General features: G+C 59.8%; 15 protein-coding genes and 1 pseudogene. 2 read left to right on the top strand and 14 right to left on the bottom strand.

Annotated elements, in window-relative coordinates; all coding sequences use genetic code 11:
- Positions 1–3: 3 nt before the first annotated feature.
- From A2I95_RS13905 to A2I95_RS13845, 13 genes are all read right to left on the bottom strand, one after another.
- The gene (locus A2I95_RS13905; RefSeq protein ID WP_291730438.1) at positions 4–951 is read right to left on the bottom strand and encodes a ribose-phosphate diphosphokinase; all 948 of its coding nucleotides are present in this window, start codon (positions 949–951) and stop codon (positions 4–6) included.
- A complete protein-coding gene (locus tag A2I95_RS13900; RefSeq protein ID WP_291730437.1) occupies positions 948–2,453 on the bottom strand; it encodes a thymidine phosphorylase family protein in 1,506 nt (501 codons plus the stop codon). The genes A2I95_RS13905 and A2I95_RS13900 overlap by 4 nt, the downstream gene beginning before the upstream one ends.
- On the bottom strand, positions 2,450–3,835 hold the full coding sequence (locus A2I95_RS13895; protein WP_291730436.1) for an MBL fold metallo-hydrolase: 1,386 nt from the start codon (positions 3,833–3,835) through the stop codon (positions 2,450–2,452). The genes A2I95_RS13900 and A2I95_RS13895 overlap by 4 nt, the downstream gene beginning before the upstream one ends.
- Before the next feature lie 60 nt (positions 3,836–3,895).
- Complete coding sequence (locus A2I95_RS13890) at positions 3,896–4,270, bottom strand: DUF5676 family membrane protein (RefSeq protein WP_291730435.1); 375 nt, start codon at positions 4,268–4,270, stop codon at positions 3,896–3,898.
- A 544-nt stretch (positions 4,271–4,814) separates the two neighbouring features.
- A complete protein-coding gene (locus A2I95_RS13885) occupies positions 4,815–5,375 on the bottom strand; it encodes a VTT domain-containing protein (protein ID WP_291730434.1) in 561 nt (186 codons plus the stop codon).
- Positions 5,376–5,715: 340 nt separating this feature from the next.
- A complete protein-coding gene (locus tag A2I95_RS13880) occupies positions 5,716–6,447 on the bottom strand; it encodes a DsbA family protein (protein ID WP_291730433.1) in 732 nt (243 codons plus the stop codon).
- The gene (locus A2I95_RS13875) at positions 6,444–6,866 is read right to left on the bottom strand and encodes a cytochrome c (protein WP_291730534.1); all 423 of its coding nucleotides are present in this window, start codon (positions 6,864–6,866) and stop codon (positions 6,444–6,446) included. Before A2I95_RS13875 ends, A2I95_RS13880 begins: the two co-directional genes overlap by 4 nt.
- A gap of 62 nt (positions 6,867–6,928) precedes the next feature.
- Positions 6,929–8,323, bottom strand: a complete 1,395-nt coding sequence (locus tag A2I95_RS13870; RefSeq protein WP_291730432.1) for a multicopper oxidase family protein — start codon at positions 8,321–8,323, stop codon at positions 6,929–6,931.
- The gene (locus A2I95_RS13865) at positions 8,299–8,580 is read right to left on the bottom strand and encodes a hypothetical protein (RefSeq protein WP_291730431.1); all 282 of its coding nucleotides are present in this window, start codon (positions 8,578–8,580) and stop codon (positions 8,299–8,301) included. The genes A2I95_RS13870 and A2I95_RS13865 overlap by 25 nt, the downstream gene beginning before the upstream one ends.
- 306 nt (positions 8,581–8,886) lie before the next feature.
- Positions 8,887–9,474, bottom strand: a complete 588-nt coding sequence (locus tag A2I95_RS13860; RefSeq protein WP_291730430.1) for a L,D-transpeptidase — start codon at positions 9,472–9,474, stop codon at positions 8,887–8,889.
- Between the two features lie 183 nt (positions 9,475–9,657).
- The gene (locus tag A2I95_RS13855; protein WP_291730429.1) at positions 9,658–9,984 is read right to left on the bottom strand and encodes an SHOCT domain-containing protein; all 327 of its coding nucleotides are present in this window, start codon (positions 9,982–9,984) and stop codon (positions 9,658–9,660) included.
- A 13-nt stretch (positions 9,985–9,997) separates the two neighbouring features.
- Positions 9,998–11,398 (bottom strand): ATP-binding protein, encoded by a 1,401-nt coding sequence (locus A2I95_RS13850; protein ID WP_291730427.1) that lies wholly within the window; start codon positions 11,396–11,398, stop codon positions 9,998–10,000.
- Positions 11,395–12,120 carry a response regulator gene (locus tag A2I95_RS13845; protein WP_291730426.1) on the bottom strand — a complete coding sequence of 242 codons (726 nt, stop codon included), beginning with the start codon at positions 12,118–12,120 and terminating at the stop codon, positions 11,395–11,397. The genes A2I95_RS13850 and A2I95_RS13845 overlap by 4 nt, the downstream gene beginning before the upstream one ends.
- A gap of 173 nt (positions 12,121–12,293) precedes the next feature.
- Here A2I95_RS13845 and A2I95_RS13840 point away from each other — a divergent pair, with 173 nt between their 5' ends.
- On the top strand, positions 12,294–12,857 hold the full coding sequence (locus tag A2I95_RS13840) for an EF-hand domain-containing protein (RefSeq protein ID WP_291730425.1): 564 nt from the start codon (positions 12,294–12,296) through the stop codon (positions 12,855–12,857).
- Between the two features lie 474 nt (positions 12,858–13,331).
- Positions 13,332–13,772: a hypothetical protein gene (locus A2I95_RS13835; RefSeq protein WP_291730424.1), complete on the top strand. Its 441-nt coding sequence runs from the start codon at positions 13,332–13,334 to the stop codon at positions 13,770–13,772.
- Positions 13,773–13,990: 218 nt separating this feature from the next.
- Here A2I95_RS13835 and A2I95_RS13830 read toward each other — a convergent pair.
- Positions 13,991–14,737 (bottom strand): annotated as a pseudogene (locus tag A2I95_RS13830) (IS5 family transposase); the annotation flags it as partial.
- Positions 14,738–14,883 lie beyond the last annotated feature (146 nt).

The raw sequence follows: 14,883 nt of genomic DNA, 5'->3' as shown, positions 1-14,883 counted from the left end.
ATGTCAGAGCCCTTTCGATTGGGGAATGCCGCCGACGCAATCCGTCCAGCTACTGGAAGGCAACGCAGCCAGCGTATGATTTGCTGACTCGGCAAGAAGTGGGGCGATGCCGATAGCATTGCTTTCGTGCGGGATCGTATCGGTAGTCACGATTTGGCTTGCCCCAGCGGCCAGAATCTCGGCGTGGGCTTGCCCGGCAAATACTGCATGGATTACCGCGCACACGGGCGGCTTTGTCCCGGACTCGGACAGCCGTTCGATTGCCCGCACCAATGTTCTCCCCGAGGACGCAATGTCATCGACCAGAACTGGCGTGCCGGAAAATCCCCACTGGTATTCGGATTGGCTAACCTCAACGCTTCGGTCGCCGGAACGCACCTTGTGCAAAACTTCGTATGGACATTCGGCCAGCGACGCGACCTCAGCGACCCATTGCCGGCTTTCGCTGTCAGGGCCTACCAGCACCGGGCTCTCAACAGTCTCCGCAATCCACTTCGCCAGCAGTGGCGCAACTGAAACCCGGTGGGCGGGTATGGCAAACAGCTCGTTAAGAGCCTGAATCCGGTGAAGATGCGGATCCACCGTAACAAGCCAGTCAAAGCTTTCCGCGAGGAACCGGGCGAATAACCTGGCGCTGACCGCCTCGCCAGAGTGGAATCTCCGATCCTGGCGCATATACCCCAGATAGGGTGCAATCAGACCGGCATGGACCGCGCCCATCTCGCGCGCCGTATCTGCGGCGAAGCGCAGCGGCAGCGCGTGCCGGTCCGGATCGCACAAGGCACACAGGATCGCCGCCTCGCGGCCTTCGAGGTCCCCATTCAGGGTTATCAGGCTCTCGCCATCCGGAAACCGGCGCCAATCCAGTGGCGCCACTTCAGCCCCCATCAGCGCCGCCAGTTGATCCGCCAGCGGACGCATGTTGGGAAATGGAATCAGAACGGGTCTCATTTTGGCTCCTCAATGCGGAAAATCTCTTCCTGGGCGTTGGCAAAATCGCGGGCATAAGCCAATTCGCCCGGCGTCTCGGCCCAGATTTCGAACAGGGGGTGTCCGCGCTGGACCAGAGTGCCGGGCCGCGCGGCAAGCAATACGCCGGCGCGGGCCTGCTGTGGGGCGCCAGCCAGCTTGGCAACGCGGGCAATGCGGCGGTTGTCGATCGCTGTGATCACTCCGTTGCGAGAGGCTGCCATCGGTAGCCGGTGCGGGGCCGCAACCGGCTCGGTAAACCCGCCCTGAGCCGCGCAAATCGCCATAAACCGCTGTTCCGCTGCGCCGCTGTCGAGCAAAGCCCTAGCCCGCCCGGCGCCTGCAGTTTTTCCGCTCATTTCCAACAGGAGCCCAGCCAGCGCCAGCGCACGTTCTCTCAGATCATCCGGCGCATCCGGTGTGCGGCGCAGCACCTTCAGCACATCCATTGCCTCCAGTGCCGGGCCGATCCCGCGTCCGACTGGCTGGCTGCCGTCGCTGACAAAGATCGCCAGGTCCAATCCAATCGCCCGGGCTGTGGTGCGCAGCCGCGCCGACAGGGCTTCAGCCGCTTTCGCCGAACGCACTTTGGCGGTGGGTCCCACTGGGATGTCGATCACCACCCGGTCCGATCCAGCCGCTGCCTTTTTGGATAGGATGCTGGCCACCAATTGCCCGTCGCTGTCAAAGTCGAGCGGCCGCTCGATGCGGATCAGTATGTCGTCGGCCGGGCTAAGCCCCAAGGCACCGCCCCAAACGACGCAGCCGCCCTGCGCTTCGACCACCCGTCGCATGGCAGCGATGTCGAGCGCCACCGGTGCCATCACTTCCATTGTGTCAGCGGTACCCGCGGGCGAAGTAATCGCACGGCTGGACGTCTTGGGGATTACGAGCCCCGCCGCCGCGGCGATTGCCACAACGATCGGTGTAGTACGGTTACCGGGCAACCCGCCAACGCAATGCTTGTCCAGAACTGGCCCTCCGATCCAATCCAATGTCCTGCCAGCCGCCTGCATGGCGCGGGTCAAAGCGATGGTTTCGCAGGTATTCAGCTGCTCTCCTGCACAGGCGGTCACAAAGGCAGCCAGGTCCAAATCGGACAATCGGTGCGCCATCGCGTCTTCAATGATCGTGGCGAATTGCGCCTGGCCCAGCCGCTCACCATAGACCTTGGCTCGGACTAGCGATGCCGCCTCTGGCAGTTCGGGGTGGGAGAACTGGCCCATATCGCCCGGCCCAGGCCGCAATGCAGACCAGGCCGCGCCGGACAGCGCTGCCGCTTCCGGCCCCAGCCATCCAGCCCCGGTGACAACGTTCAGCGATGCGATCACCGACCGGCCGCCGCAGTCGATCCGCACCCGGGTTAGCGCACGAAATCCTTCGGCGCGGCAAACGTGGCAGTCCTGATGCATGAAGACGACAGGCTGGCTGTAGGTGTCGATTTCTGCCTGTAACAGCGGAAGGCAATGTCTATCGCGCGTCATCTCGGCGTCTCCAGACGGATGGTTTCCAGATGCTCTGGCACCCTCGCTTTCCAGCCCAGCTTATGCTTGATGCGAAAACGCAGCGTGTCGGCCGCCTCTGGCTCACCGTGGGTTACATAGGTCATCTCGGGAGGTGCCGCCGCTGCGCTCAGCCAATCAAGAATCTCGCCGGCATCGGCATGGCCGGACAGGCTGCCCAGAGTGATCACTTCAGCCTTGATCGGGACGTCACGGCCAAACATGCGCAAATGATCCGCCCCGGCGGCAAGCTCAGCGCCGCGCGTCCCGCCGGCCTGAAACCCCGACAACAGGATCGCGTTTCGGCGGTCCCCTCCATATGAACGAACGTGATGCAGGATACGTCCCCCGGTTAGCATGCCGCTGGCCGAGACAATGATTTTAGGGAAAGGCATGGTGTTAAGCTGCTTGGATTCCTCGACCGAGCGCACTCGTCTGGCGAGTTCAAACATTGCCGTGCAATCGGCCCTGCTGACGTGATGCTCGGCGTGATGTCGGTGATAGATCTCCGTCGCACTCGTTGCCATCGGGCTGTTCAGGAAGACCGGCACATCGGGAATCTCGCCGCGTTTGCGAAGCCGTGCGATGTGATACATGAGCCCCTGCGCCCGCCCTACCGCGAAGGCCGGAATGAGGATTGTGCCGCCCCGCCCGATAACCCGGCGGATAATGCGGGCGAGCTGCGCTTCGGCATCGACAGGCTCATGCTGGCGGTTGCCATAAGTGGATTCACACACGAGGACGTCCGCACCCGCAAACGGTACCGGAGGGCGCATCAGCGGATCGCTTTGACGACCGAGATCACCGCTGAAATGCAGGGACATGTTACCGAGGCGTAACCGGATTTGCGCCGCGCCCAGCAAGTGCCCTGCCGGGATGAAAGAGGCCGTGATCCCGTCGCCCAGATCGATCGGCGTGTCAAACGGCACCAGATCCAGCCTGAGCAACGTCTCCTGCGCATCCTTTCGCGTATATAGGGGCTCCGGGCGGGCATGGACCGAGAACTTCTTGCGCCGGGCAAAGGACGCCTCTTCCTCCTGCAGATGTCCGCTATCGGGCAGGATCAGGCCGCACAATTCAGCAGTCGATTGGGTGCAAATGACCTTGCCAGCGAACCCTGCCTTAACCAGCGCAGGGATATAGCCGGAATGATCGAGATGTGCGTGTGTCAGGAGAACAGTCTCGATAGATCGCGGCCGGACCGGAAAAGACTTCCGGTTGCGTAAACGGAGCTGCTTGAATCCTTGAAACAGCCCGCAATCAATCAGGATCCGGCGATAACGCCATTCAACGAGGTAGCGGGATCCGGTGACGGTCCCAGCAGCACCAAGGAAGCGCAGGGCTGATTTCTGGAACTTTCTCATTGCCCGCCTCCTCTACTGAAGCTTCGAACCCTTTGGGGCAGCAAGGTTATCTGATGTTCCTCATCCACGCGCGGCGAACACATTGAAAAGAGGGCCAAATACCAGCGCCACGAACCAGCCATAGGCAAATGCCTCTGCCAACCCGATCAAGAAGGAAGTTGCACTGAGCCAGGTCATGCCAGGCATCAGCGCAATCCAAGCGCGGTACATCGCATACTGTGGAAAGATCAGGTCGAAGCCGACACACAGCACATAAGTCACGGCCAGGAAAATGCTCAGCGCCCAGCCCAGCTTGACGACAGGGATGCGCGGGGGCGCCATCACCTTTTCGGGGCCGATGTCAGAAACATGGCCAGTTACGCAGGGGCCGCCCCCTAGCCGCAACACTGCAAAGATCAGCAGAGCTGCAATCGCGAAATACAATATGGCAAACATTTCTCGAACTCCTGAACAACACACACTGCATGCTAACCGGACCGTTTGGCTGGAAGCTCAACTGGACCGGATGGATAGTTCAGGAAAAATTCGGAGGGTGCGGAGTCGGCGAACGGGCTAATCCGGCCCGGAACAGCCAGATATCGGGCGCGGCAACCGACACTGCCGGCTTCCACTCAGGCATCAGGAATACTGGGAACAGAGCCAAAGCGTGACACATGGCATGCTGCCCGCAGTCGCCCATCGGTGCAGGCACGCTATGAGGGCTCTGAACGTGCTGAACATTCTCATGCGGCCCATAATCCGCAGCTAGCAGCAGAACGCGGTTTTGGCCGAATACTGACAGCTCTGTGCCTACCGCTCGCTCCGCCCCTGCAGACACCACCAGAATTGCAGACAGCAGCAGGACCAGAGTCAGGCGCAGCGCCGGGCGAAGCCGCCGCAGTCCTATTCTCCTATACGTTATCCCTGCAACTCCCACGATCTGGTTCTCCAAATAGCTACTCAATTCTACATGTTATTCGCTTGGTGGCCTTGATTTGCCTCAACCGACTTGTTCCCGCTTCCAAACTGCCCAAAGAATAGGAATTCCGGTCAGCAGCCCCAGCCCCAGAACCGCCCAGATGGCACTGGACCCATCCGGATCAGCCAGCTCACTGCCAAGATGCGCAAGGATGAAACTCGCCGGCAAAATGCCAGCCGCGGTTGCGAGCGCGAAGCGCCAGAACCGCAATGCTGTCAGCCCCGCTGCATAGCTGATCAGGTCGAATGAAACGAAGGGCAACAGACGGCTGCCAAACACGGTCAGCATCAGTGCATTCTGCGATCCCAAGAGGCCTGTCTCAAGCTTAGTGCCCAGATAGCGCTGGATAGCCGAGCGCCCCAACCGCCGGGCAATCAGAAAAGCAATGACTGCGCCCAACTCGGCCCCCAGTGCAACAAGACCGGTGCCCAGCACGTGCCCGTAGGCAGCCCCGGCTGCCACCGCTACAGGGGCTGAGGGCAAAGGGCTGGCAACGATCGCCGTGGTCATGAGCCCGACGATCACAAGCGGCCCCCAGAAGCCAGCCGCATTGACCCAGGCTGCTATGTTTGCACGCGTCATTGCAGGCGGCAAAGCACCAGCCGTCCAAAAAACAAGCACCAGCAACAGAGCAACGGCCACAACTGCTAGTACCGCCCTGTTGCGGCGACGGATTTCCGGAAATGTTCCTGTGCGCAGCATGTGCCTTCCTTGCCGAAATAGTTGGCTGCTTTTGTCGATTTATCGCCATTTCCCACACACTAGGGCATTCAGGCTTGACTGATCCACCTTGCCCGGATGGGCAAGTGTATCGCTCAGTCGTAATGGAGCGCATTGCGACAGTTGGATACAAAAAGTGGGAGCTTTCCAAACAGAATTGCACCGGCCCTGATTGCTGTTGACCGCAATAGAGAAATTGGTATCACTTCGCAGCTTCGCGTGCCTGGTTTACCAATTCGTAAAGTTGCGGTTGCTCGACAAAACCGGGAACCAAATTGTCGCCAATCACGAAAGATGGCGTGCCGTTGAAGCCCAACTTGCGCGACAGCGCCATGGAAGTGGCAATATGTTCCTCAACCTCCGGTGCGTCCATATCCCGACGCAGCCGTTCCACGTCCAGCCCGGTTTCACGCGCGATACGGATGACCGAAGCCTCCGTGGCCCTGCCCTGCATTCCCATCAGCGCCCAATGAAACTCCTCGTATTTTCCTTGTTTGCGCGAAGCCAGCGCGGCACGTGCTGCAAAGACAGACCCGTCGCCCAGGATGGGCCACTCGCGGTAGACCAGCCGGACATTGGCATCGTCTTTGAGCAGCCCCTGCACCGTAGCCATCGCACGGCGGCAATAGGGGCAATTGTAATCGAAGAACTCGACCACCGTGACATCCCCTTCCGGATTGCCCAGAACCGGAGCGTTGGGATCACGCTCCAGCGTGTCGCGGTTATTTTCAAGAACCGTCTGCGCAGCTCCTGCGCTGGCGGCTTCCTGTTCACGCTGCAGCTTTTCGACTGCCTGCATGATGATTTCAGGCCGCTCCAGGATCGCCTCATAGACCAGCTGCTTGATCTCAGCCTCAGTCAATTCTTTGGCCAGGCCGGGCAATGGCAGAACGGCAAGGCAAAGTGCCAGCATTGCACGTTTAGGGAGGATCATTGGTTTCTTCCTTCTTGCTGGGCCGCTTCTTCTGTTCTGTCAGCTTGGTACCGCTGCGCGCGCTCGGGCCAAAATGATTTTATGAAATTCAGGATACCGCGAATTTGCGCATCACTTAGTAGGCTGCCAAAGCCGGGCATACCGCTATCCAGGTCGACCCCGCTATTTGCTAACGCGGCCTGCCCGCCCAATTTGGTATACTCGAACAGCATACGGTCGGAGTGGTGCCAGGTGTGGCCTGCATCATCATGTGGAGGCGCCGGCAGGCGGCCATCCTCTCCCGGGCTGCGCCAGTTGGGCTGGCCCTCCAGATTTGCCCCGTGGCAAGATGCGCAATACTCCGCATAGAGCACCTTTCCCTGCGAAATAGGCACAGCTTCTGCATCCGCAGCCGGAGCAGTCGGGTCAGCCGGCAGCATAATCCACGCAGCCCCCAACCCGGCGACAGCCAGAACAACCGTCGCGCTGATGGCCGCCCGCGTCATGCCTGCACCCGGATCCAGGTCATCATGCCAGAAGCCGCATGTGAAAGCATGTGACAGTGGAAGGCCCAGTCGCCAGGGTTATCGGCAACAAAAGCGATCTCGTGGCTCTCGCCGGCAAAGCTGAGAAGCGTGTCGCGCAGGTGGCCCAGCGAACCATCGGCATGGACGGTGCGGAAATGCATCCCGTGCAGATGCATAGCGTGCGGGAATGCTGTGTCGTTGGACACTGAGACCCGGACAGTCTCGCCCTGTGCCACTGAGGCCAGCGGAGTCTGCGTCATGCCAACAGTACCGTTGAAGGCCCAGAATTGGTTGGCCTCCGCCATCTGCCGGAAGCCGGCTTGCTGCCCGTCGAGCACGGCACTGCGCAGCGACCCCATTGCCCCGCCGGCCATATCGAGCCGCAGCTGCTTCGCGGCATCCAGCCCCGTCACCTCCATCGCCGGGTTCGGCGGAAACGGCTCCGGGGGGCCACGCCGGGAGGTGCTGGACACCCCGCGTACCGGGAAGGTCGCCTGCGCATAGCCCCGGTTGTCCTCGATCCGCGCGAGAAACGCCTCTTCGCCGTCTCCCGCTGAAACATCAACAATAAGGTCAGCCCGCTGGCCGGGGCCGAGCAGCAAATCTTCCGTAACAGCCTTGGGGGCTGGCAGCGGCATCCCGTCCAGCGCCATCACCCACCCCTCGAAGTTGACCAGCGCCAGCGCAAAGATCCTGGCGCTGGAGGCATTGATCAGCCGAAGCCGAAGCCGTTCGTGCCGCTTTGCAGCCTGGGTCCAAGCTGACTGTCCGTTGGTCGATATGAAGTTGCCCAACCGGCCGGCATGTGACCGGTCGTGGCGCGATTCGAATTCCGGATAAAGCTGCCCGCCCTCCGGCTCCAGCAGCCAATCATCGAGCACCAGCACAACATCCCGGTCAACGTCCGGCAGCGTCTTTTCGTCGATGATGAGCGGGCCGTGCAGCCCGCGCGCCACCTGCTCGGCCGAGCGGTTGTGCGCGTGATACCAAAAGGTGCCTGCATCCCGAACGAAGAAATCGTAGTCGAAGCTTTCACCCGGCGGTACCGGGGCCTGGGTCAGCCCGGCCACCCCATCCATCGAATTCGCAGTACGGATGCCGTGCCAATGGACCGAGCTTGCCTGCGGCAGACCATTGACAAAGCGCCGCTGCACTCGGCTGCCTTGGGCCACCCTGATTTCCGGCCCCGGCGTGCCGCCGCCGTAACTCCAGATCCGGGTTGTCGGGTAATCCGGCGGTAATAGCTGCACCGTCTTGACGGTGGCGTGCAGTTCCATCAGGTCCGGTACCAGGGCATCCCCACGGACCGGCAGTTCCGCCAGTACGCCAGCGGCGCCCGCTGCTGTCAGAAACCCTCGTCTTGAGAACATTCTTGTTTCCTTTCAAGCAGGCAAACCGCAAGGTGCGGCCCACTGATGTTCTGATAGCCGCAATGACCAGACCACTCGGGTGCTTTGGCCGAAGGCTGATCACGGCATTCATGAATTTCGGGATCCGGCACAGCAGCACTCTCCTGCGCGGCGCCAAATGCTGGTGCCAAAGTAATCCGGAATGCCGCACCGGCCTCCAGCAATTGCTCATGCCGCCCGAGCGTTTTGCTAAAGGTCAAGCAGCGACTGCTTGCCATTCCTGCCTCCAAAACGGTTCTCTGTTTAGCTTTGAATTGCCACCTTCCAGCACGGGAAGGTCAATGCCGGCTCATCATCATTATTGTATCCGAAGGTATCCCTGGCGTGACTGCGTGTTTCACACGGTGGCCCCAGACGCCCTTATGACTATTATTGGTTTCCCGAATGCCCACACCGCATCCTGACCGAAGCTGGGCACGCCCAGAGTGGGAAAAATTCGGGACATACTTTTCAGCAATTCGGTCTTGATACCAGTGTCCGAGAACTTCTACTTCTTCAGCAAACAGCAGGTCCTGAGCGCCAACTCAGGCTGGCTTGTCCATCACCGGGTGAAGCACAACCCGGGTGCCAAACGGCACCCTATCGTAAAGATCGATCATCTGATCGTTCACCAGCCTGGCACAACCATTCGACACGCGCCGTCCAATAGTATCCGGTTCATTGGTGCCGTGGATACGCAGAAACGTATCGCCGTGCCCCGGCTGGAACAGATAAAGCGCACGCGCGCCAAGAGGATTGCCGAGGCCACCGGGCATACCATCGGCAAACCTGGCATAGCGGTGCGGTTCGCGCTGTATCATATCCGGGGTCGGCGTCCAGCTGGGCCACACCTTTTTCGCACCGACATAGAATTCACCTGCCTCATACAGACCAGGCCGGCCAATCCCCACCGCATAACGGATCGCGCGGCCCTCAGGCAGCGTCCAGTACAGCGCGAACTGTCCAGGATCCACATGCACTTCGTAAGGCGTAAGGTCGTTCTGGATGCGCACCTCGCGCGGTAAAAGCTCTTCGGGCATATCGTAGACCGGAAGCGTTGGCGTATGTGCGCTGCCCCGCGAGCCCAGCACGGTCAACACCCCTGCTCCAGCAATGAATTCCCGTCTCTGCATATCTCTTCCTTCTTGTTGTTACCCCTGTTCCGTATCGCCCTTTGTGATTTCGCCAGAGTCCAACACTGGCCTTGCGTCTTCGATAATCAGCACATCTGTCTGCTGTTTGCCTGCCATATTCACAAAGGCTGTGATTTCCCGCTCAGTCCCTGACTGGTGCCGTCGAGCCACGAACATGAAAGGTCATTCGTCGAGTGCGGCCTTGCGGCGCCTGAATTCCTCTTCGTCAATTTCACCTTGGGCAAACCTGCTGCGCAGCACCTGCAGCGCGTCGCTGGAGGCGTCCGGGCCTGCGCTACGCTTGTCAGTCAGCCACCGGACCGCCACTACGATGAGAGCAATAAACGCTCCCCAGAACAGCAGCATCATCAGGGCGCCGAGCATACCGAACCCGCCGGCCCACATCATGTGGCCATACCCTCGATCCCAATCACCCGAAGTTCCGGCCCAAGCGACAGCAGAAGTTAAGGGCAGAAGCGCAATTGCCAGCGTTGTAACCTGTCGTTTCATCTCGGTCTCCGGTTCAAGTTTCTAATTCGGTTTCATCGCCCGCGAGAGGGATTGCGAGCGTAGCCAGCAACCCGCCGTCCGGGCGGTTGGTCAGGGTGATGTCGCCGCCATGGGCGCGTGCAATTGTACGGGCGATGGATAAGCCAAGCCCATAGCCGCCGGTTTCCAGCGACCGCGACGCTTCCAGCCGCAGAAAAGGATCAAAAACCCGCTCCAAATCTTCCTCAGGGATACCTGGGCCGGAGTCCGCCACCGTGATCAACGCGTTTTTCCCGTCATGGCCATATCCAACCCGCGCCCAGCCGCCATAGCGCAGAGCGTTCTCGATCACATTGCGCAAGGCTCGCCGGATCGTATTCGGCCGCAATCCGACTTCTATCGCTGTCCCTGGGTGTAAATCGAAGCGATCAAGCATATCAGCACGCAGCTGTTTCAGGAATTCACCCAGTTCACACATCTCTAACGGCTCGGATACTGCCACCCCGCGGGCAAAAGCCAATACCGTGTCTACCATGCTCTGCATTTCCTCTATCGAGGAAATGAGGCTGTCCCGGGTTTCCTCCTCATCGACAAATTCCGCCCTGACCCGCATAGCTGTCAAAGGCGAGCGAAGGTCGTGGCCCAACGCCGCCAGCAGCCGGGTGCGATCTGCAACGAAACGTGTCAGCCGCTCTTGCATCCGGTTGAACGCACCGGTCAGATCCTGCACTTCGCGCGGCCCAACTGCAGGCAGTGCGGCCACGTCTTCTCCCCTGCCCAACCGGTCAGCAGCAACCGAAAGCCTGCGCAGCGGTCCAGTTAGCCGGCTCATCAGAAACCAGAACACAACAACTAGAATGAACCCGGCACTGAGTGCAAAAGTCAGTGTCGAATAAACCGGCCATTGCAGCGGGGGCCGTTCGAACCGGGTGCCAACATTCAGCCATTGGCCGCCGGACAAAGCGATGGACAGATTCAATTCAATCGCCGACATGTGGCCGCGCATCATTTCCCGGTGCATGACGGCCATTTCCTGATCGAGATGCGGCAGCGGCAGTTCCGCGCCATCGACCTCATGCAGCTCAACCCGGATCTCGCGGCTGAAATTTCCGTCCAGCAGTGCGCGCACGCGCTCTTCGACAATCCCGTTACCGTTATGCGATGTATGTCTGACTTCGGGCTCCGGGGCGATGCCGAACCGTACCAGCGGCGAATTCGCCGCCCGCAGAATCGAAGCATGCAAACTCGCAGGCGCTTCCTCGATCAGCCGGGCCACATTGGCGGCGCGCCCGGCGGTTTCCGCTCCGAGCGCCGCGCGTACAGCCAAACTGCGCTCGTCGACAAAGAGCCAAAGACTGACCGCCTGAGCGGCCGCCAGCGCCAGGATCACCAGCAACACCAGCTGGCCGCGCAGACTATTGAGGACCCGCCTCATCCGTCCATCACCTCCACATCTGCCGCCAAGCTATAGCCGCCGTTGCGCACCGTGATGATCAGGCGCGGCTGCATGGGGTCCTGCTCAATCTTGCGGCGCAAGCGGCTGATCTGGTTATCTATCGTCCGGTCCAGCGGCGGCGCCCGCCGGCCCGCAGTCAAATCCATAAGCTGATCCCGGCTCAGAACCAGGCGGGCACGCTCCAGTAAAACCGTCAGCAGCTTGAAATCGGCACCGGTCAGGACAGTTTCCTGCCCGCGGCCGTCAATGAGAACACGACGGTCGCTGTCCAGTACCCACTGGGCAAACCGAACCTTTTTGCCGGCTAAGCGGCCTGCCAGCGGTTCGGAGCGGCCGGATCGGCGCAAGATCGCTTTAATGCGCGCCAAGAGCTCGCGCGGGTTGAAAGGCTTGGACAAATAGTCGTCGGCACCGATCTCCAGGCCGACAATCCGGTCCGTTTCCTGCCCAAGGGCCGTCAGCATCAGGATTGGGGGGCCGCCTTCGCCGGACAATCTCCGGCAGACCGACAATCCGTCCTCCCCCGGCATCATCACGTCCAAAACGATCAGATCGAAATGCCCGGTTGCCAGTTTCGCATCCATCTCTGCCGCGTCTTGCGCTGCAGTTGCGCGCATGCCGTTCTGTTCCAGGTAGCGTGTTACCGCCGCCCGGATTTCACGGTGATCGTCAACGACGAGAATATGAGGCATTTCATTCATTTGAACCAACTATACGTCATTGCCGCAAGCGATTTTGCAGAGTTTTGTCGCGGAATGTATCAGCTGCTCTAGTTGTGACAGAGCGATACAATTCCCGAGGCCCTGTGCTCTGGCAAGGCCTTCCCTGACACCCCAGATTGGCTGCAGCCAAACACCCTGGGAAAGGTCTGGACATGACGAACTTGAAACTTCTTGCGCTTACTCTCGCGGTATCCGGCACAATGGCAGGTGCAGCACTGGCAGAGGCCAGCCATGGTCATGGCGGCAAATCTAGCGCCAGTGCATCGGGCATGATGCAACATAGTGCAGATTCACAGATGATGGGCCGCGGTATGATGCCCAATATGAAGCGCATGCATGGCATGATGATGCAGATGCACGCGCGGCACGGCATGGGCAGTGCCATGATGGACCGCCAGATGTTAGGCATGGGCAAACCTGGTCTGTTGGCGGAAAAGCTTCAAACCGCTCTGAAGGAATACGATGCAGACAGCAATGGCACGCTTTCGATCGATGAGTTCGAAACTTTCCACAGCGCTATGATCCGCGAACAAATGGTGGACCGCTTTCAACATCTCGACGCGGACGGCAATGGCACGGTGACTGAAGAAGAGATCTCAGCCCAGACCGCACGTATGAAGCAGATGATGGAAGGATCCGGCATGGACCGTAGCGGCCAGCAATCCAAAAGCAATCAGCCCGGCGATGGCATGATGAACCAGCCGCAGGACAACTGATCCTCAATATACCTTTCTGGATGCCATCTGGCACTGCTTGATGGCATCCCCTTTAGGGGCCAGCACCTCAACGTGTCCCCAAACAATTCGGTATCTGTATTGTAATTCTCAACGGCGGCAGATCGGGGTGACGATCAAACATTCGCTATTCTGCCTCCGCTGCTGTCAGGCAAATCCCTTTTCTGGGCCTCCCATAGTTACGCCAGTTTCATTTTCGCAAGTGATAAATTCGCGCGGTTTCCGACTGCAGGACTACACGCAGCTGCTTTTTGTGTTCCCGACGGCCGGTTGAACAGATTATCATCAGTCACGTCTTTCCGGATGGATCAGAAGTGCTGCGTATCCAGTGCTTTGACCCCACCTTTCAGATGGCTGCTTGATCTGCGAGTCCGTTTCCACGTGTAGACTTGGAATGGAGACGTCTTTGTTAGGACATATAGAGCACCATATGGAGGACCAGATAGGAGCAGCACATTGCGTTTCGATTTTATGAATCGTGTACCGCAGCAATTTGTGCTAAACTTGCTAGGAGGCGAGCGCTACCGGAGCGGGGATATGTATATCCTTCCAATAGTGTTTGGCCTTCTTCTTGTTGCCACCCCAAGTGCGGGCCAACAGATCATCTTCCACATTGCCACTTTCCCGGACGCCACCAAGGTTCGATTGAGCGTGACCCAGTACCAGGCCGACAGCGAGGGAGACTTCGACTTTGAAGCAGCCATCAGATTGGTTGAAACAGATGCGCACGGCGCGGTCCTCTACGAAGACACTGGGGAACACCCGGTTCGCGTCAAATGTGGAGAACCAGCTTATGTCGATACTGGTCTAAAAAGATACATGATCAACACAGTAACCCCCAGCGGCGATTGGCAGCACGACCTTTGGGATATGTTTTGCACAACAGCGATGTCCTGAATGCCGCATATTCTGATGGCAGCGCGTATAAGATGGCCTTTGGGACTCCGGACGGTCTGCTCTTCATAGGGGCGGACCACTTCATGGGGGGAGGCTCAGCAGCCGAAAGGCGATCTCGAAGCCGAAAAGATGCAAACATTGACAATCGTTTGACAGCTAATGGGGGCATTGTTGCAGAACTCACGCCTGGGGCGTGACATCCCCTTTCCCCACTGACGTCACGCTACGCGAACGATCTCGGCGGTGCCGAGAGCGTAGAAGCGGTTGATGAGAGCGATGCGGATGTGGATGTGGATTTCGGCGGTCTATCGGTCGGGGTCTCTTGCTGCCATACGTTCGCCGAATGCCTTGAGGCAGCGCATCTTCGCCTCGATCCGGCTGCGGGCGTGGTATCCCGTCCAGCGCTTCCAGAACGCCCTGCCATAGTACCGGGTCGCCCGCAGGGTTTCGTTTCGAACGCATGCCGCCGGACAGTCTTCCTTCCACGGACGCCCGTTTTTGCGGATCGGAATGATCGGGACGGCGTCGCGCTCGATGATGGCGGTGTGGCAGCGGCGTGTATCGTAGGCCCCGTCGGCGGTCACGGTGCCGATCTGCTCGTTCTCGGGGATCTGGCCAAGCAGGTCGGGAAGCACGGGGGCTGTCGCCGTCGCGGCTGGGGATGAATTCCACGGCGCGGATGTCGGATGTGGCCATGTCCATGGCCAGATGCACCTTGCGCCACTGGCGGCGCCCCTGCGGCCCATGCTTGCGAGCCTGCCATTCGCTATCGCCGGGGAACTTGATCCCGGTGCTGTCCGCTGCCCGGCAGGCGGCTTTGCCGCCGAGAGGGAATTGAGCAGGTTGAGCGGACCATCGGCACGCCGATAGGGGATCTGAACAGCAAGGGTCTTTTGCCTGCGGCACAGGGTGGAATAGTCCGGTACAGGCCCGTCCAGCCCAGCCAAGGCCAGAGCGGCTACCACAGTTCGCGGTGACAGGGGGCGGTGTTTGTCAAAGAAGTTGTCCGCTGATTTCATGCGGCGTCTCTGATTTCAGGGACGCTGGTTTCGCGTTCTGGGTTGAGCCAGACGGGTCCGGCGGGTTGCCAGTTTCGGGTTTTTCCTGACCA

This window comes from Leisingera sp. F5, assembly GCF_001593695.1.
The sequence above is the reverse complement of the archived record's forward strand: the minus strand, read 5'-3'. Positions and strand labels throughout refer to the sequence as shown.

Coding starts and splice junctions, on each gene's coding strand:
- A2I95_RS13905 (WP_291730438.1), bottom strand. CDS start 951: ATGAGACCCGTTCTGATTCCATTTCCCAACATGCGTCCGCTGGCGGAT.
- A2I95_RS13900 (WP_291730437.1), bottom strand. CDS start 2,453: ATGACGCGCGATAGACATTGCCTTCCGCTGTTACAGGCAGAAATCGAC.
- A2I95_RS13895 (WP_291730436.1), bottom strand. CDS start 3,835: ATGAGAAAGTTCCAGAAATCAGCCCTGCGCTTCCTTGGTGCTGCTGGG.
- A2I95_RS13890 (WP_291730435.1), bottom strand. CDS start 4,270: ATGTTTGCCATATTGTATTTCGCGATTGCAGCTCTGCTGATCTTTGCA.
- A2I95_RS13885 (WP_291730434.1), bottom strand. CDS start 5,375: ATGACGCGTGCAAACATAGCAGCCTGGGTCAATGCGGCTGGCTTCTGG.
- A2I95_RS13880 (WP_291730433.1), bottom strand. CDS start 6,447: ATGATCCTCCCTAAACGTGCAATGCTGGCACTTTGCCTTGCCGTTCTG.
- A2I95_RS13875 (WP_291730534.1), bottom strand. CDS start 6,866: ATGCTGCCGGCTGACCCGACTGCTCCGGCTGCGGATGCAGAAGCTGTG.
- A2I95_RS13870 (WP_291730432.1), bottom strand. CDS start 8,323: ATGTTCTCAAGACGAGGGTTTCTGACAGCAGCGGGCGCCGCTGGCGTA.
- A2I95_RS13865 (WP_291730431.1), bottom strand. CDS start 8,580: ATGGCAAGCAGTCGCTGCTTGACCTTTAGCAAAACGCTCGGGCGGCAT.
- A2I95_RS13860 (WP_291730430.1), bottom strand. CDS start 9,474: ATGCAGAGACGGGAATTCATTGCTGGAGCAGGGGTGTTGACCGTGCTG.
- A2I95_RS13855 (WP_291730429.1), bottom strand. CDS start 9,984: ATGAAACGACAGGTTACAACGCTGGCAATTGCGCTTCTGCCCTTAACT.
- A2I95_RS13850 (WP_291730427.1), bottom strand. CDS start 11,398: ATGAGGCGGGTCCTCAATAGTCTGCGCGGCCAGCTGGTGTTGCTGGTG.
- A2I95_RS13845 (WP_291730426.1), bottom strand. CDS start 12,120: ATGAATGAAATGCCTCATATTCTCGTCGTTGACGATCACCGTGAAATC.
- A2I95_RS13840 (WP_291730425.1), top strand. CDS start 12,294: ATGACGAACTTGAAACTTCTTGCGCTTACTCTCGCGGTATCCGGCACA.